Genomic DNA, 14,917 nt, shown 5'->3' on the forward strand with positions numbered 1-14,917 from the left:
GCGCCCCGCGTGGCGCCCTTTTTTTTGGCCTGCGCTCAGCGGGGCTTCTTCAGCTTGTGCCAGAGGATGAATGCGATCCCAATCGCCAGCACCGCGACGACCGCCGCGTCGGCGCCGTGGAGGATCTTGCCCAGCCGCGGATCGGTGTGCCAGGCGGCGCCCAGCTTCATGCCCACCCATGCGAGGCCGAAGCACCACGGCCAGGATCCGACGAACGTATAGAGGTGGAACTTCGCCAGCGGCATCCGCGCGACGCCGGCCGGGAAGGCGATGAACGAGCGGACGAAGGGCAGCAGCCGGCAGATCAGGACGGTGGCGCTGCCCCAGCGCGCGAAGAAGCGCTCGGCCAGCTCCAGATCGTGCATGTTGAGCAGCACATATTTGCCATAGCGCTCGACGAACGGCCGCCCGCCCCGCTTGCCGACCTCATAAGCGAGGATCGAGCCGACATTGCAGCCGATCGCTCCCGCCGTCGCCACCCAGAAGAGCGAGAAGCGGCCGGTGGAGACGAGATAGCCGGCGAAAGGCATGATGATCTCGGAGGGCAACGGGATGCAGGCGCTCTCGATCGCCATCAGCCCGACGATGCCGAGATAGCCGCCGGCCGAGATGATCATGATGATCCAGGCGGCGACGGGGGCGAGGATGCGTTCGACGATGCTCAAGGGAGAATGGCTCCTGCGCGGAAGGGATTGACGATGCGCAGCCCGTCGATGATCCGCCCGTCCTGCATGTCTTCGGTGTAGAGGATGTTGCAGCCGAGCGCCTGCGCGGCGGCGACGATCAGGCTATCCCAGATCGAATAGCCCGTTCGTGCCTGAACGGCGAGGGCGGAATCGAATAGCGAGAGCGTTGTTTCCTGCACAGGGAGATGCCGAAAGCGCGTCAGGGCGCGCTGCGCCTTATCGGCGCTGAGGCGGAAACGGCCGCCCGGCCGGGTCGCCTGGTGGAAGAACTCCTGACAGACCTGCACCGACAAGGCACATGGCAGCCCCAGCATCAGCGCTCTCGCACTATCCCTCTTGGCGATCTCCTGCGGATCCTCGCTGATCGAATAGAGAAGGATGTTCGTATCGAGGAAGGCGCGATCAGCCACGATCCGCGTCTTCGATCTCCTGCCGTGCCCGCGCGCGATCATAAAGCTCGTCCCGCGAGAGCCTGTCTCCCGCGCTGATGCCGATCCCCTCGCGGTCGAACTCCTCGAACAGTTCGCGAAGCTTGCGTCGGCTCTGCTCCTGCTCGGTTTCGGAGGTGCCGAACTCGGTCAGGAACTCGCGGACCACCGCCGACAGGGTCTTGCCCATCTCAGCAGCCTTCACGCGGCCGCGTCGGAACGATTCTTCGTCCAGTGAGACTGTGACGTTTTTCATGATCTCACAGTATCTCCTCCTCGGCGGAGCAGCAAGCTACAGCACGTAGTTCGACAGATCATTGTCCTTCGCGATCGCCGAAAGCTGGCCTTCGACATAGGCCGCATCGACCGTGACAGTCGTGCCCTGGCGGTCCTCGGCGTGGAAGCTGACGTCTTCCAGCAGCTTCTCCATCACCGTCTGCAGCCGCCTGGCGCCGATATTCTCGATTCTGTCGTTCACCTGCGCGGCGATGCGGGCGATGGCGGCGATGCCGTCTTCGGTGAAGACGATCTCGACGCCTTCGGTCGCGATCAGCGCGCGATATTGCTCGGTCAGGCTCGCACGCGTGTCCGAGAGGATGCGGACGAAATCGGCTTCGGTCAGCGCCTTCAGTTCGACGCGGATCGGCAGGCGCCCCTGCAGTTCGGGTAGCAGATCGCTCGGCTTGGCGACGTGGAAGGCGCCGGAGGCGATGAAGAGGACGTGATCGGTCTTCATCGGACCATATTTGGTGGCGACGGTCGTACCCTCGATCAAGGGAAGCAGATCGCGCTGGACTCCCTCGCGGCTGACCGAGCCGCCGCGCACGTCGCTGACCGCGATCTTGTCGATCTCGTCGAGGAAGACGATGCCATTGGCCTCGGCATCGGCGAGCGCCTGGCGGCTGACCTCGTCCTGATCCATGCGCTTGTCGGCCTCCTCGTCGACGAGCTTGGCCCAGGCGGCGCGAACCGGGAGCTTGCGCTTCTTGAGCTTGGTGCCGCCCAGCTTGCCCATGATGTCGCCGAGATTGATCATGCTCATCTGGCCGGGCATTCCGGGCACCTCGAACTGCGGGCCGGCGGCATCCTCCAGCTCGATCTCGATCTCGCTCGTGTCGAGATGGCCGTCGGTGAAGCGCTGGCGGAAGGCGGTGCGGGTGGCCTCGGACGCATCCTTGCCGACGAGCGCATCGATCAGCCGCGCCATCGCCGCTTCCTCGGCCTTGTCCTTGACCGCGGTGCGGCGGCGCTCCTTCTCCAGCCGGATCGCCTCCTCGACGAGATCGCGCGCGATCTGCTCGACGTCGCGGCCGACATAGCCGACCTCGGTGAACTTGGTCGCCTCGACCTTCACGAACGGAGCGTCGGCGAGGCGGGCCAGGCGGCGGCTGATCTCGGTCTTGCCGCAGCCGGTCGGCCCGATCATCAGGATGTTCTTGGGCGAGACCTCGTCGCGGAGCGCTTCGGGCAGGCGCATCCGGCGCCAGCGGTTGCGCAAGGCGACCGCGACGGCGCGCTTGGCGTCGTCCTGGCCGACGATATGCGCGTCGAGCGCGGCGACGATGGCTTTGGGGGTGAGGGACTGGTTCATTCTGATCTCCCCCCTCCCTGCAGGACACCACGAAAGTAATACTTTCGTGGGAACCCCGTCAGGGAGGGGTCGGGGGTGGGTCGGTTGGAGGGGAGCGGGCGGTCGGGGAGAGCAACCCACCCCAACCCCTCCCTTCCAGGGAGGGGCTAAGCAGACTCGTCGATCGTCTCGATCGTGAGGTTGCCGTTGGTGAAGACGCAGAGCTCGGCGGCGATCGCCATCGCCTTGCGCGCGATCTTCTCCGGATCCTGCTCGTAATCGACGAGCGCGCGCGCAGCGGAGAGCGCGAAATTGCCGCCCGATCCGATCGCGGCGATGCCGGCCTCGGGTTCCAGCACGTCGCCATTGCCGGTGAGGATGAGCGTCACCTCCTTGTCGGCGACGATCATCAGCGCCTCCAGATTGCGGAGATATTTGTCGGTCCGCCAATCCTTGGCGAGCTCGACCGCGGCGCGCAGCAGGGCGCCGCGATGTTGCTCTAGCTTGCGCTCGAGCCGCTCGAAGAGGGTGAACGCATCCGCGGTCGCGCCCGCGAAACCCGCGATGACATGGCCGCCTTCGCCGAGACGCCGGACCTTGCGCGCATTGGGCTTCATCACCGTATTGCCCATCGAGACCTGTCCGTCGCCGGCGATCACGACCTTGCCGTTGCGGCGCACGGAGAGGATCGTCGTGCCGTGCCAGCCTATCTTGTCGTCGCTCATGTCCATCCCGGTTCGTTGCGCAGCGGATATGGTGGCGGGGGGCGGGGGCTGCAACGCATGCGAAGTTGAGGAAGTTGAGGGTTCCCGCGGCTGCATGCGAGGCGGGGCGTTCAGCGCGCGCCCTTGGCCTTTCCCCATTCGCGCGCGACCGTGTAGCCAAGATAGCCGGTGCCGAAGAGCGCGTAGAGCGGCTCGGGAATCGCGGCGAAGTAGGCCCGCATCGCGGCGGCGATCGCCAGAGCGGCGGCCGGGCGGACGGTGGCGAGCAGGCCGACGGGGATCGCCGTTAGCAGCAGGACGTACATGATATAGAGGAAGGTGGGACGCGCGCGGCGGGTGAAGCTGTCGGGATCGGCGTCTTCGTCGAGCGGGGTGGGCATCGGGCGGCTCCGGTTCTATGGGGAACCATAGATAACCTATATGGTTGTGTGTAGGACAGTGCGAAGTGGCCTGCGGCCAGGGCTCATGCCGCTGGTGCTCCGGCGAAGGCCGGAGCTTCGGAGATAAAGCGCGCCGATCGTGACCAGCGCTACGGCCTTCGCCGGAGCACCGAGTGCGCCTTGGCACGTCGGCGATGATGCCGGCGGCATCAAAGCCCAGCCGGCGGAACCGGCGCACCGCCCGCGCGTCCGTCCCGAATGACCACACGCCTGTTCCACGTCTCCGACCTCCATTTCGGCCGCGAGGATATCGCCGCGGTCGCGCGCTTCGCCGAGATCGTCCGCGACGAACGGCCCGATGCGGTGATCTGCACGGGCGACCTGACGATGCGCGCGCGCGCGCATGAGTTCGCCGCCGCGACCGATTGGCTGAAGACGCTCGGCGTGCCGGTGACGATCGAGCCGGGCAATCACGATCTGCCCTATTTCAACCCGATCCAGCGGCTGCTCGACCCTTACAAGCGCTATCGCCGCGTCGCCGCCGCGATCGAGCGACCGATGGATCTGCCCGACGTGGTGATCGTACCGCTCAAGACGACCGCGCGCATCCAGCCGCGCCGGCTTTCCTGGGGGCGCGTCTCGCGATCGGGGTTGATCCGCGCATTGGCGCTGCTGGCCGAGAAACCCGCCGGGGCGGTGGCGCTCGTCACCTGCCACCATCCCTTGGTGCGCACCGATTTCGAGGGGCATGGCGACACGCTGGGCGGCGCCGCGGCGCTGGCGGTGCTGGCCGAGGCGGGTGCGGATGCGGTGCTGTCGGGACATGTCCACGACGCCTTCGACGTGGCGTGGGAGGCAAAAGGGCGAACGGTACGGCTGATCGGCGCGGGGACGCTCTCGCGAAGGACGCGGACGACGCCGGCCTCGTTCAATGAATTGCGGGTGGAGAATGGGCGGCTGGAGGTAACGGTGCGGGCTGTCGGCTGAGCCCTTCCCTCCCCATCGCAGATGAGGAGGGGACCATCCGCAGGATGGTGGAGGGGTACATTCCTGGCGCCTACCGCCGCTTCGCGGCGGCCCCTCCACCGCCTGCGGCGGTCCCCCTCCCCGGCAAAGCCGGGGAGGATCTGGACGTCAGCCCTCGGCCTCGTCCTTGTACTTGAGTTCCAGATAGCGGTTCTGCGTCGCTAGCTTGCGCAGGTCGCCCGCGGCGAGATCCTCGCTCATCCGCGCCAGTTCCTCGTCGACGACGCCGAGGCCCTGGATCAATTGCACGTCGGGACCGATCCCGTCGCGCGCCTTGCGCAGCGACAAAGGCACGCGCGCATAGCCCTGGATCAGCTCGGGCAGTTCCTCGGCGAGCAGTTTGCGCACGGCGTTGGCGGCGGGCTCGTTGGGGTCGAGCGCGGCGAGCTGGGTGCCGAGCGCCTCGAGCTTGACGCCGATGCCATCGACGAGCCGCGCGGCGGGCGGCGGCAGGAGCTGGCGCTGCGCGCGCAGCCAGGTCTCGGTGCGCTGGGGCAGGCGGGCGAGATCGCTCTGGACGAGCCGCTCGGGCGTCTCCTCGATGCTGCGCGACGCGAACAGGATGATCGACCAGGCCGCGATCAAAGCGACGAGCGCGCCGGTGAAACCGGTCATGCCGATCGGGCCGATCGCGATCGCCCACAGGATCGCGGCGGCGAAGACCGCAATGGTGGCGACGAGCAGGCGCTTGCCGGTGCGGAAGGCGGCGGCGTTGCGCTTGCGGCGCTCGCGCTGGGCGAGCGCGCGGCCTTCGGGCGAGACGCGGTGGAGCAGGGCCTCGGCGTCGGCGACGACGCGGTGGGGATCGGGCATCTTGTTGCTCTGCCTCAGCCGACCGGCTTGAAAGGATCGTCGGTGGACCCGCCGCCCGTCAGCCGCGCCTGCGAGGCACCCTCGGCGCGGGCGATATAGCCGCGCGACTTCTCGACCTCGCTCGTCAGGCTGGTCACGGTCTGCTTCATCGAATCCAGCGCCTCCAGCTTGAAGCGGTCGATCGAATCCATCGTATCGTAGATATTCTGGAAGGCGCGCTTGAGCGTGTCGATCGGGATCGTCGCGCTCGCCGCCTGCTTGTGGATGTCCGCGGTCTGGCTCTTGAGCAGCTCGCCGGTGCTGTCGATGATGTTGGCGGTGGTCGTGTTGAGCTGCGTGATCTGCTGGAGGACGAGCTTCTGGTTGGTCAGGGCCTGCGCGACCGTGACCGCGGTGCGCAGCGCCGAGACGGTGGTGGTCGAGGCGCGATCGACGCCCTTCACGAGCTCGACATTGTTCTTCTTGACCAGATCGAGCGCGAGATAGCCTTGCACCGTCACCGCCATCTGGGTGAGAAGGTCCTGCGCGCGCTGGCGGACGTAGAAGAGCGCAGTCTCGCGGATCGCCTTGGCCTTGGCGGGATCGGTCGCGTCGAGGTCGAGCGCCTTGGCCTCGAGCTTCTCGTCGAGCGCCTTGGCGACGTGGATCATCTGTTCGAGCCGGTTCATCGCGGCCCACATCGACTGCCGCTCGACATCGACCGCGGCATTGTCCTTGATCAGTTCGTCCTTGCCCGAGGCGAGCGCGGCGAGGATCGACGAGATGTGGCCCTGCGCGGACTTGTAGCTGTCGAAATAATTGCGCAGCTTGCCGCCGAACGGGATGATCCCGAACAGTTTCTTGGGCGCGAGCAGATTGCCCTTCCGGCCCGGATCGAGATCCTCGATCGTGCGGCGCAGTTCGGCGAGATCCGCGCCGACGCCGCTCTCGCCGTCCATCGCGCGGACGGGGCGATCGAGGAAGCGGTTCGATTGGCCCGCCGCCTCGGCGATCTCGCGCCGGCCCATATTGGTGATCTGATCGACCTTCTTGCCGAATTCGGGCGAATTGGCGTCGAGTGCGGCCAAATCCTCGACGAAGCTCTCGGCCTTCTCCTCGAGCTGGCCCTTCTGCTCATCCTTCAGGGGCACGAGCCCCGCCGCCTTGGCGGGCGCGATCGCCTGCACCGGCGTGGGTGGGGTCAGCACCAGATCGCTCTCGGTCTCGGTTGCCGTCGTCGCCATCGTCTCGGAAGCTCCACCGCGAAATGCGTCCCGTAAAATGGACGCTTAAGCTGTATGGTGCAAGTGCGACACCGCCGTCGCCTTGGGTATCCGAAGCGGCTAGAGGCCGGGCGACAGCGAGAAAGGCGGCGCGCGTGCTGAAGAGGTGGCTCGGAAAAGCGAAGGACGCGGCACCTGCCGCGCGCGATACGGATGCGGACTGGCGCAAGCTGGGGCGCGACGAGCCCTATTTCGGGGTGCTGGCCGATCCGCGCTTCCTGCGCGCGAACCTGACCGCGGAGGCGCTGGACGATTTCTACGCGAGCGGCGTGACCGATATCGCTTATTATCTCGCGCTGATGCGCGCGCGGTTCGGGCCGTTCGCGCCGGCATCCGCGCTCGATTTCGGCTGCGGGGTCGGGCGGCTGACCGCGGCGCTGGCGGACGTGACCGGCGACGCGCTGGGCGTCGATATCGCAGAGGGCATGCTGGTCGAGGCGCGCCAGCGAGCCAGGCCGGGGCTCGATTTCGCGAACGTGCTGCCCGAGCGCGCCTTCGACTGGATCGTCTCGATCATCGTCTTCCAGCATATCGATCCCGCGCGCGGCCATGATCTGCTCCGCGCGCTGCTCGCGCGGCTCGGGCCGGGCGGGGGCGTGACGCTCCAGATCACGATCTTCCGCGATGCCCGGTTCCGCGACGCGCCCGGCGGGCGGCTGGCGCTGGGCGACGGGATCGAGCGGCTCGATCCGCGCAAGGGGCTCGCGGCGCTGGCCGAGGGCGAGATGGTGATGTTCGATTATGATCTGTCGATCGTCTATGCGCTGCTGATCGAGGGGGGCGTCGGCGAGATCGCGATGCTCCCGACCGACCATGGCGGCTTTCGCGGCGCGCTGATCCTGGCGCGTAAACCGCACTGAGCGCGAACGGCGCGACATCATGTGTCCGCCAGGAATTGTCAGCGCACAGACCTGAGATCGCCCGGCAGGGTGGCGCGCCCAGACGCTCCCCGGCTTTTCAGGGAGATGGAGCGATGCGTATTTTCGGTCTGGTGATGGAGATGGCGGTGTTCGGCGGCGTCGCGATCGAGGCGGCGCTGCTGTTCATCAATGTCGTGGTGCCGGGCGTCTGAGACCTTTGGCAGCGCGCTCAGGCCGCCAGTCGGCTGATCAGCGCGCGGTTCCGGCCTTCGCGCTTAGCCTGATACAGCGCGGCGTCGGCGGCCTGGACCAACGTCGATCCGTCCTTGGCCATGCCGCTGGTGAAGGTGGCGAGGCCGAAGGACATGCTGGTCGTGCCGAGCGCGCGGCCGTTCTGGCGGACGGTCAGCTCGGAGATCGCCTTGCGGACCATCTCGACGCGGTGGAGCAGCGCCTCGGGAGTCGTGCCCGGGGCGATGATCGTGAACTCCTCGCCGCCGAAACGGCAGACGACGTCGCCGTCGCGGAAGCGGCTGCGCATCTCGGCGGCGACAGCCTGGAGCACGGTATCGCCCGCGTCATGGCCGAACTCGTCGTTGAAGCGCTTGAAATGATCGACGTCGCACATGACGAGGCTGAGCGGCGCACCGGACCGCGAGGCGCGCGCGATCTCCAGCGTCAGCGTCTCCTCCATGTAGCGGCGGTTGAACAGGCCGGTCAGCGGATCGCGGATCGTCTGCTCGCGCAAGGAGCGCTGGAGGCGATGGTTGACGAGCGCAGAGGCGATATTCTCGCTGAGCACGCGCAGCCGGAAGCGGCTGTCCGTGTCCACGACGCCCCGCAGATACAGGACGCCGATCACCTCGCCGCCGGCGAGGAGCGGTTCGCAATGGTAGATCTCGTCATCGGGGACGTGGCCGCAGACGATGTCGCTGCCCGGCTCGGTCACGCAATGGCTGCGGCCGCGGCGCAGCGCCCAGCATTGCTCGGGCGCGAAGCCGTCGGACGCGACCGCCAGCCCGCCCCAGCCCGCGATCGGGATCAGCAGGTTGCGCGAATTGTTGTGCGCATAGAGTATGCCCGGAATGTCGGGGAGGACGCGGGGCACGAAGACGCGGATGATCGCAGCGAGCTCGTCGTCGGTTCGCGCCGCCTGCATTCGGTGCGCCATGCCGCCGAGCAGCTCGATTACGTCGCTATGCTCGCGCAGTGCCTCGCTGTTGCGATGGAGTTCGCCGTTGACGACCTGGAGGCGCAATTCGCTCTCCACCTGATCGGTGACTGCGGATTCCAGCCGCTCGGCCATCGCATTGTAGCCGCGCGCGAGCCGATCGAATTCGCGCGAGCCCATGGCGGTGGCGATGCGGGCCTGCCGCTCGCCGCTGCCCAATTCGGTCATTGCCTGCAGCATGATGCCGAGCGGACGCCGGATGCTGCGGATCAGCAGGACGAACCCGATGACGACGAGGAACGCCACGACCGAGGCGCCGATCAGCGCGATGAACTTGCCGCTCGTGAGACGCCGCTCCGCGGCCGCGCCGCGCGCCGCCTGCAGGACCTTCTCCTCATCGAGGAAGCTCCGCGTGAGCATCGTGATCGTGTCCATCAGATCGAGGCCGCGACCATTGGCGATCAGCGCGCCGGCGCGCGCGAAATCGCCGCTCCCAGCGAGCGCGAACGGGCGCCGCAGGATGCGCGCGCGCTCCGCCATCAGACGAGCGATCTCGCCCGCGCGCTTGTGCTGGAGAGGATTGTCGCTCGTCAGCACGACGACGCGCGTGATGTTGCGCGTCGCACCGGCGATGCTCTGGGCGAAGGACCGGGCGTAGGCCGGATTGTGCGTGAGGATGAAGCCGCGCTGGCCCGATTCCGCCTCGCGCAGATCGCCGAGCGCCGCCTCGGTCGTCTCGATGACATCGGCCGAATGGGTGACGGCGCGGAAGCTCGTGCTCGTCTCGTGCGAGGCGTCGGCCAGCAGCCCGGCGAGCGACGCCAGAGCGATGACGACGATCAGGCCGATGCCGGCGACGCGAGCGGACAGGGAGGCGAACATGATCGCGAGTTAGCCGCGAACGGTTAGCGAGAGGTTATGATCGGGCCGCGAAAGGCAATTTTTTACGGGAATTCAGGGGTTTTCTCTCAGGGGGAGCGCCTGGAGGTGTCGCAGTACCGGTGATATCGCCCGCCCGGATCCCGTGCGAAGAGCGCCGCGCGCTTCACCCGCCTTGTTGCAGCGCACCGCATGGGCTATGGGCGCCCACGAACCTGAAAACCGAATAACGAAAGACCACCATGCGCCTTCGCAACGTGGCCATCATCGCGCACGTCGATCATGGCAAGACAACCCTGGTCGACCAGCTCTTCCGCCAATCCGGCACGTTCCGCGACAATCAGCGGATCGAGGAGCGGGCGATGGATTCGAACGATCTCGAAAAAGAGCGCGGGATCACCATCCTCGCCAAGCCGACCTCGATCGAGTGGGAAGCACCCGATGGCGTGAAGACGCGCATCAACATCGTCGACACGCCCGGCCACGCCGATTTCGGCGGCGAGGTGGAGCGCATCCTCTCGATGGTCGACGGCGTGATCCTGCTCGTCGATTCGTCGGAAGGCGCGATGCCGCAGACGAAGTTCGTGACGGGCAAGGCGCTGAAGCTGGGCCTGAAGCCGATCGTCGTCGTCAACAAGGTCGATCGCCCCGACGAGCGCATCCAGGAAGTGCTGGACGAGGTGTTCGACCTGTTCGTCAGCCTCGATGCGACCGACGAGCAGCTCGATTTCCCGGTGCTCTACGCGTCGGGTCGCAACGGCTATGCCAGCGAGGATCCCACGCGCCGCGAGGGCACGCTGATCCCGATGTTCCAGAAGATCGTGGATCATGTGCCCGCACCGAGCGCGGACCCGGACGGCCCGTTCAAGTTCCTCGTGACCCTGCTCGACCGCGACAATTTCCTTGGCCGCATCCTGACCGGCCTGGTCTTCTCGGGTTCGGTCAAGACCAACCAGCAGATCCACGCGCTCGACAATGACGGCAACGTCGTCGAGACGGGCCGCGCGTCCAAGATTCTGACCTTCCGCGGGTTGGAGCGCGTGCCGACCGACGAGGCTTCGGCGGGCGACATCATCTCGATCGCGGGCCTGACCAACGCGACCGTCTCGAACACGATCTGCGATCCGCAGGTGACCGAGCCGCTGCATGCGCAGCCGATCGATCCGCCGACGCTGTCGATGCGCTTCGCGGTCAACGATTCGCCGATGGCGGGCCGCGAGGGCACCAAGGTGACGAGCCGGATGATCCGCGATCGCCTCGCCCGTGAGGGTGAGTCCAACGTCGCGATCAAGGTGACCGAGAGCGACGACAAGGACAGTTTCGAAGTCGCCGGGCGCGGCGAGCTCCAGCTCGGCGTGCTGATCGAGACGATGCGCCGCGAGGGCTTCGAGCTTTCGATCAGCCGCCCGCGCGTGCTGTTCGGCGAAGATGAGGACGGCAAGAAGACCGAGCCGTACGAGACGGTCATCATCGACGTGGACGAGGAATATTCGGGCACGGTCGTCGAGAAGATGAACGTCCGCAAGGCCGAGATGACCGACATGCGTCCGTCGGGCGGCGGCAAGACGCGCATCACCTTCTCCGCGCCGTCGCGCGGCATGATCGGCTATCACGGCGAATTCCTGTCCGACACGCGCGGCACGGGCATCATGAACCGGCTGTTCGAGAAATACGGGCCCCACAAGGGCAAGATCGAAGGCCGCAAGAACGGCGTTCTGATCTCGAACGGGGCCGGTGAGGCCAACAGTTATGCGCTGGGTCCGCTGGAAGAGCGCGGCATCCTGTTCGTCGCGCATGGCGAGACGCTGTACGAGGGCATGGTCATCGGCGAGAATGCCAAGACCGACGACCTCGAGGTTAACCCGATGAAGTCGAAGGCGCTGACCAACTTCCGCGTGAGCGGCAAGGACGATGCGATCCGGCTGACCCCGCCCAAGCGGATGACGCTGGAACAGGCAATTGCCTATATCGACGATGACGAGCTCGTCGAGGTGACGCCCAAGAATATCCGCCTGCGCAAGCGCTATCTCGACCCGAACGAGCGCAAGCGCATGAGCCGCTCCAAAGCCGCCTAAAAACAACGCGTCCGCGCCGGCGATGCCGGTGCGGACGCGGCCCGGCAGCGGCCCCAACTTGCCGCCGCAGCACGATCCAGATCAGGGCGGATGCCGTCCGGCCATGCCAGAAGGCCGGATGCGCTACTATTTCCATACCGCCGACGGCTCCCGCGATCGCGATACGACCGGCACCGAATTGCCCAACCTCAACGCTGCGCGGAAGCAGGCGATCATGTTCGCCGGCGAGTGCATGGCGTTCGATCCGGACATCCTCTCCGACCATCACGACTTTCGCGTCGAGGTGACGGACAAGCGCGACATGATTTTGTTCACGATCATCACCTTGGCGGTCAATGCGCCCTCGACGGGCACGACCTGATCGCGCCGCCACCGACCTTGTAAGTCGCACCCGGATGTGACCATGTCGGGCGGAGATTCCCCGCGTGACGGACGCCGCCTTGGCCTACGCAGCGACCGACCTCCCCCGATTGGAAATTTTATGGGCCAGCTGCGTACCGGCAACAAGCGGCACAACCGCGCCATCGTCTCGTCCGTCGCGCGCGAAAAGGCCGCAAAAGCGGCACCCGTGACGGCCGAGGCCGCCAAGACCGACACGCTCGCGTCCTGATCTTCGCGATGCGAGGCGAAGCGCTCATGGGCGCACGCTGATGTCGGCCGAACTGGTCGACTCGGCCGACATACCGCGCGGCGGTCAGCTCCACCTGATCCGCCACGGCGACGATTTCGAGATCCTCTATGGCGAGGACCAGCTGATGGGCAGCTGGGACAGCGGCTCCGAAGTCGCGCTGGCGGCCTTGGCCTGCCAGCGGCTGGGCGCGCGCGGCGGGCGCGTGCTGATCGGCGGGCTCGGCATGGGCTTCACGCTCGGCGCGGCGCTGAAGGCGCTGCCGCCGAGTGCGACGATCGTCGTCGCCGAGCTCGTCCCCAAGGTGGTCGATTGGGCGAGCGGGCCGCTCGCGCACATCTTCGGCGGATCGCTCGACGATCCGCGCGTGACGATCGCGATGCGCGACGTGCATGACGTGATCGTCGGATCGCCCGAGGGCTTCGACGCGATCCTGCTCGACGTCGACAACGGGCCGGACGGGCTGATCGATATCGCCAACGAGCGGCTCTACTGCAATTGGGGGCTACGCGCGGCCTATGCGGCGCTGCGCCCGGGCGGCGTGCTCGCGGTGTGGTCGGCCTATCCCGACGGCGCCTTCGTCGAGCGGCTCGGCAAGGCCGGCTTCGAAGTCGAGGAGGTCGAGATCGACGGCGACGGCGGGCGGACCGGCTACACGATCTGGCTGGCGGCGCGCGCGGTGGACGAGGCTTTGGTCCCGGCCTGACCGGCGCCGATCAGGCCGCGGCCATCTCCAGGATGACCGCCCATTCCTCCTCGCGCACCGGCGTCACGCTCAGGCGCGACTGGCGGATCATCTCCAGCGCGGCGAGCCGCGGCTCGGCCTTGATCGCCTCGAGCGGGACGGGCCGGGCGAGTTTCTCGACCGGTTCGACCGCGACCGACGCCCATTTGCCGTCGTCACCGTCGGGCTGCCACGCCCGCGTGATCGTCATGATGCCGACCGCGGCCTTCTCGATATTGCTGTGGTAGAAGATCGCGCGGTCGCCCGGCTGCATTTCCTTCAGGAAATTGCGCGCGGTATAGTTGCGCACGCCGTTCCACTCGGTGCCGCCGTCGCGGACCAGATCGTCCCAGCCATAAGCGTCGGGCTCCGACCGGAGCAGCCAGTAGCGCATCACGCCTCCTCTCGTCCTTCGCCCTTCTGGGCGATCAGCAGCTTCATCCGCGCGGCTGCGATCGGCTTGGTCGGATCGTCCTGCCACGCCTCGACATGGACGCTGCCGATGCGCGTGCCGACGCGGACGGCGACGCCGCGCGCGTAGGTTTCGACGGGCTTGCCCGCGCGGATATAATCGACGGTCACGTTGATCGGCTTGAAGCGCTGGCGGGGATCGTCGGGCTCCTCCAGCGTCGCATCGATCGCGGCGATCGCGGCAATCTCCAGCAGGCCCGCGACCGCGCCGCCGTGGAGCCGGCCGGGCGCGCCGATCAGCCCTTCGGAATAGGACATCGCCAGCACCGGCGAGCCGCCATCCTCGCTGATCACGCGGATGCCGAGGAAATCGGCATATGGGAGAAGCTGGACCTTGCTCATAACCTCAGGCCGGGACCGACAGCGCCGGGCCGTTATCGAGCAGGAAGCTGCCGGCGACGCGCGCGATCGGATCGTCCGGATCGCCATCGTGCGCGACGCCCTCGACGAAGCCGACGCGACGCGTGAGGCGGTAGCAGCGGCAGCGGCCGTGCACCGTCTGGCCGGGGCGCGCGGGGCGGAGGTAATCGATGCGCAGGTCCAAAGTCGCATGCGCCTGGAGCTTGCCGCGCTTGAGGCAGATCGCCATGCCGGCAGCCGAATCCATGATCGAGACGATCGGCCCCGAGGCGAGCACGCCCGTCGCCAGATCCGAGATCAGCCGGCGATCATAAGGCAGCGCCAGCTCGCACCAATCCTCACCATGCGCGACATAATCGGCGCCGAGCGCGACGATGTGCCCGGAACGCCCGCGCCCGAGCAGGCTCGCGGGATTGAAGGGGGGCGGGGCGTCGATCATCGCTGTCCGCATATGGAAGCGGCCCGGCGACGACAAGCGCGGCGCGCAGGGCTGCGCCGAAGCGAGCGGCGTATCGATCGCACCCTCAGATATAGCGCGGGATCGGGCCTTGCTGCGGCGTCTGATCGGGAAGATCGATCTCGACCTCGTCGACATAGCACCAACCCCAGCCTTCGGGCGGATCATAGCCCTCGATGATCGGATGCCGCGTCGCGTGGAAGTGCGCGGTCGCGTGGCGATGCGGCGAATCGTCACAGCAGCCGACATGGCCGCACGCGCGGCACAGGCGCAGATGCACCCACGGACTTCCGATCCGCAGGCATTCCTCGCAGCCCTTCGCGCTCGGCGTCACCGCGTTGATCGTGATGCTGTGGGGGCATTGGTTCATTGCGCGCTCCTCAAGCGGACCTCGGTGAGAAC

The 14,917-nt window shown here is 67.0% G+C and carries 19 protein-coding genes; 6 read left to right on the plus strand and 13 right to left on the minus strand.

What is annotated here, in order from left to right; genetic code table 11:
• Positions 1–35 precede the first annotated feature (35 nt).
• From Q4F19_RS20450 to Q4F19_RS20475, 6 genes are all read right to left on the minus strand, one after another.
• Positions 36–659: a DedA family protein gene (locus Q4F19_RS20450; RefSeq protein WP_303546784.1), complete on the minus strand. Its 624-nt coding sequence runs from the start codon at positions 657–659 to the stop codon at positions 36–38.
• 2 nt (positions 660–661) lie between these two features.
• Entirely contained in the window at positions 662–1,096 is a 435-nt protein-coding gene (locus Q4F19_RS20455; RefSeq protein ID WP_303546568.1) for a PIN domain-containing protein, read from the minus strand.
• On the minus strand, positions 1,089–1,370 hold the full coding sequence (locus Q4F19_RS20460) for a hypothetical protein (RefSeq protein ID WP_303546570.1): 282 nt from the start codon (positions 1,368–1,370) through the stop codon (positions 1,089–1,091). The genes Q4F19_RS20455 and Q4F19_RS20460 overlap by 8 nt, the downstream gene beginning before the upstream one ends.
• Positions 1,371–1,406: 36 nt before the next feature.
• The gene (gene hslU, locus Q4F19_RS20465; RefSeq protein ID WP_303546572.1) at positions 1,407–2,705 is read right to left on the minus strand and encodes an ATP-dependent protease ATPase subunit HslU; all 1,299 of its coding nucleotides are present in this window, start codon (positions 2,703–2,705) and stop codon (positions 1,407–1,409) included.
• A gap of 146 nt (positions 2,706–2,851) precedes the next feature.
• Complete coding sequence (gene hslV, locus Q4F19_RS20470) at positions 2,852–3,409, minus strand: ATP-dependent protease subunit HslV (RefSeq protein WP_303546574.1); 558 nt, start codon at positions 3,407–3,409, stop codon at positions 2,852–2,854.
• 110 nt (positions 3,410–3,519) lie between these two features.
• Positions 3,520–3,789: a 3TM-type holin gene (locus Q4F19_RS20475; protein ID WP_303546575.1), complete on the minus strand. Its 270-nt coding sequence runs from the start codon at positions 3,787–3,789 to the stop codon at positions 3,520–3,522.
• A gap of 258 nt (positions 3,790–4,047) precedes the next feature.
• On the opposite strand from Q4F19_RS20475, the gene Q4F19_RS20480 reads away from it, so the two are divergent.
• The gene (locus Q4F19_RS20480) at positions 4,048–4,776 is read left to right on the plus strand and encodes a metallophosphoesterase family protein (protein WP_303546577.1); all 729 of its coding nucleotides are present in this window, start codon (positions 4,048–4,050) and stop codon (positions 4,774–4,776) included.
• A gap of 147 nt (positions 4,777–4,923) precedes the next feature.
• Here the strand turns inward: Q4F19_RS20480 and Q4F19_RS20485 are convergent, their stop codons facing one another.
• Positions 4,924–5,628 carry a hypothetical protein gene (locus Q4F19_RS20485; RefSeq protein ID WP_303546579.1) on the minus strand — a complete coding sequence of 235 codons (705 nt, stop codon included), beginning with the start codon at positions 5,626–5,628 and terminating at the stop codon, positions 4,924–4,926.
• A 14-nt stretch (positions 5,629–5,642) separates the two neighbouring features.
• Complete coding sequence (locus Q4F19_RS20490; RefSeq protein ID WP_303546581.1) at positions 5,643–6,851, minus strand: toxic anion resistance protein; 1,209 nt, start codon at positions 6,849–6,851, stop codon at positions 5,643–5,645.
• A gap of 134 nt (positions 6,852–6,985) precedes the next feature.
• Between Q4F19_RS20490 and Q4F19_RS20495 the strand changes: the two genes are divergently transcribed.
• On the plus strand, positions 6,986–7,750 hold the full coding sequence (locus tag Q4F19_RS20495) for a class I SAM-dependent methyltransferase (protein ID WP_303546583.1): 765 nt from the start codon (positions 6,986–6,988) through the stop codon (positions 7,748–7,750).
• A gap of 229 nt (positions 7,751–7,979) precedes the next feature.
• On the opposite strand, the gene Q4F19_RS20500 is transcribed toward Q4F19_RS20495, so the two are convergent.
• Positions 7,980–9,803, minus strand: coding sequence for a diguanylate cyclase (locus tag Q4F19_RS20500; RefSeq protein WP_303546585.1), 1,824 nt, complete (start codon positions 9,801–9,803; stop codon positions 7,980–7,982).
• Between the two features lie 239 nt (positions 9,804–10,042).
• Between Q4F19_RS20500 and typA the strand changes: the two genes are divergently transcribed.
• The 4 genes from typA to Q4F19_RS20520 all read left to right on the plus strand — a co-directional run bounded on the left by typA (position 10,043) and on the right by Q4F19_RS20520 (position 13,209).
• Complete coding sequence (gene typA / locus Q4F19_RS20505) at positions 10,043–11,875, plus strand: translational GTPase TypA (RefSeq protein WP_303546587.1); 1,833 nt, start codon at positions 10,043–10,045, stop codon at positions 11,873–11,875.
• Positions 11,876–11,993: 118 nt separating this feature from the next.
• Positions 11,994–12,236: a DUF6894 family protein gene (locus Q4F19_RS20510; protein ID WP_303546589.1), complete on the plus strand. Its 243-nt coding sequence runs from the start codon at positions 11,994–11,996 to the stop codon at positions 12,234–12,236.
• A 120-nt stretch (positions 12,237–12,356) separates the two neighbouring features.
• Entirely contained in the window at positions 12,357–12,485 is a 129-nt protein-coding gene (locus Q4F19_RS20515; protein ID WP_303546591.1) for a hypothetical protein, read from the plus strand.
• A gap of 40 nt (positions 12,486–12,525) precedes the next feature.
• A complete protein-coding gene (locus tag Q4F19_RS20520) occupies positions 12,526–13,209 on the plus strand; it encodes a spermidine synthase family protein (RefSeq protein ID WP_303546592.1) in 684 nt (227 codons plus the stop codon).
• 10 nt (positions 13,210–13,219) lie between these two features.
• On the opposite strand, the gene Q4F19_RS20525 is transcribed toward Q4F19_RS20520, so the two are convergent.
• The 4 genes from Q4F19_RS20525 to Q4F19_RS20540 all read right to left on the minus strand — a co-directional run bounded on the left by Q4F19_RS20525 (position 13,220) and on the right by Q4F19_RS20540 (position 14,885).
• Complete coding sequence (locus Q4F19_RS20525) at positions 13,220–13,621, minus strand: EVE domain-containing protein (RefSeq protein WP_303546594.1); 402 nt, start codon at positions 13,619–13,621, stop codon at positions 13,220–13,222.
• Positions 13,621–14,040 carry a PaaI family thioesterase gene (locus Q4F19_RS20530; RefSeq protein ID WP_303546596.1) on the minus strand — a complete coding sequence of 140 codons (420 nt, stop codon included), beginning with the start codon at positions 14,038–14,040 and terminating at the stop codon, positions 13,621–13,623. The genes Q4F19_RS20525 and Q4F19_RS20530 overlap by 1 nt, the downstream gene beginning before the upstream one ends.
• A 4-nt stretch (positions 14,041–14,044) precedes the next feature.
• On the minus strand, positions 14,045–14,497 hold the full coding sequence (locus tag Q4F19_RS20535; RefSeq protein WP_303546597.1) for a PaaI family thioesterase: 453 nt from the start codon (positions 14,495–14,497) through the stop codon (positions 14,045–14,047).
• 85 nt (positions 14,498–14,582) lie between these two features.
• Positions 14,583–14,885 (minus strand): UBP-type zinc finger domain-containing protein, encoded by a 303-nt coding sequence (locus tag Q4F19_RS20540; protein WP_303546598.1) that lies wholly within the window; start codon positions 14,883–14,885, stop codon positions 14,583–14,585.
• Positions 14,886–14,917 lie beyond the last annotated feature (32 nt).

Origin of the sequence: Sphingomonas natans, assembly GCF_030546695.1 — a bacterium.
GTDB lineage: Bacteria > Pseudomonadota > Alphaproteobacteria > Sphingomonadales > Sphingomonadaceae > Sphingomonas_I > Sphingomonas_I natans.

What these genes read in the sequence shown, in the direction of transcription:
- Q4F19_RS20485 (WP_303546579.1), bottom strand. Translation starts at nt 5,628, where the DNA reads ATGCCCGATCCCCACCGCGTCGTCGCCGACGCCGAGGCCCTGCTCCAC.
- Q4F19_RS20480 (WP_303546577.1), top strand. Translation starts at nt 4,048, where the DNA reads ATGACCACACGCCTGTTCCACGTCTCCGACCTCCATTTCGGCCGCGAG.
- hslV (WP_303546574.1), bottom strand. Translation starts at nt 3,409, where the DNA reads ATGAGCGACGACAAGATAGGCTGGCACGGCACGACGATCCTCTCCGTG.
- hslU (WP_303546572.1), bottom strand. Translation starts at nt 2,705, where the DNA reads ATGAACCAGTCCCTCACCCCCAAAGCCATCGTCGCCGCGCTCGACGCG.
- Q4F19_RS20535 (WP_303546597.1), bottom strand. Translation starts at nt 14,497, where the DNA reads ATGATCGACGCCCCGCCCCCCTTCAATCCCGCGAGCCTGCTCGGGCGC.
- Q4F19_RS20525 (WP_303546594.1), bottom strand. Translation starts at nt 13,621, where the DNA reads ATGCGCTACTGGCTGCTCCGGTCGGAGCCCGACGCTTATGGCTGGGAC.
- Q4F19_RS20460 (WP_303546570.1), bottom strand. Translation starts at nt 1,370, where the DNA reads ATGAAAAACGTCACAGTCTCACTGGACGAAGAATCGTTCCGACGCGGC.
- Q4F19_RS20520 (WP_303546592.1), top strand. Translation starts at nt 12,526, where the DNA reads ATGTCGGCCGAACTGGTCGACTCGGCCGACATACCGCGCGGCGGTCAG.
- Q4F19_RS20530 (WP_303546596.1), bottom strand. Translation starts at nt 14,040, where the DNA reads ATGAGCAAGGTCCAGCTTCTCCCATATGCCGATTTCCTCGGCATCCGC.
- Q4F19_RS20475 (WP_303546575.1), bottom strand. Translation starts at nt 3,789, where the DNA reads ATGCCCACCCCGCTCGACGAAGACGCCGATCCCGACAGCTTCACCCGC.
- Q4F19_RS20515 (WP_303546591.1), top strand. Translation starts at nt 12,357, where the DNA reads ATGGGCCAGCTGCGTACCGGCAACAAGCGGCACAACCGCGCCATCGTC.
- Q4F19_RS20540 (WP_303546598.1), bottom strand. Translation starts at nt 14,885, where the DNA reads ATGAACCAATGCCCCCACAGCATCACGATCAACGCGGTGACGCCGAGC.
- Q4F19_RS20510 (WP_303546589.1), top strand. Translation starts at nt 11,994, where the DNA reads ATGCGCTACTATTTCCATACCGCCGACGGCTCCCGCGATCGCGATACG.
- Q4F19_RS20490 (WP_303546581.1), bottom strand. Translation starts at nt 6,851, where the DNA reads ATGGCGACGACGGCAACCGAGACCGAGAGCGATCTGGTGCTGACCCCA.
- Q4F19_RS20500 (WP_303546585.1), bottom strand. Translation starts at nt 9,803, where the DNA reads ATGTTCGCCTCCCTGTCCGCTCGCGTCGCCGGCATCGGCCTGATCGTC.
- typA (WP_303546587.1), top strand. Translation starts at nt 10,043, where the DNA reads ATGCGCCTTCGCAACGTGGCCATCATCGCGCACGTCGATCATGGCAAG.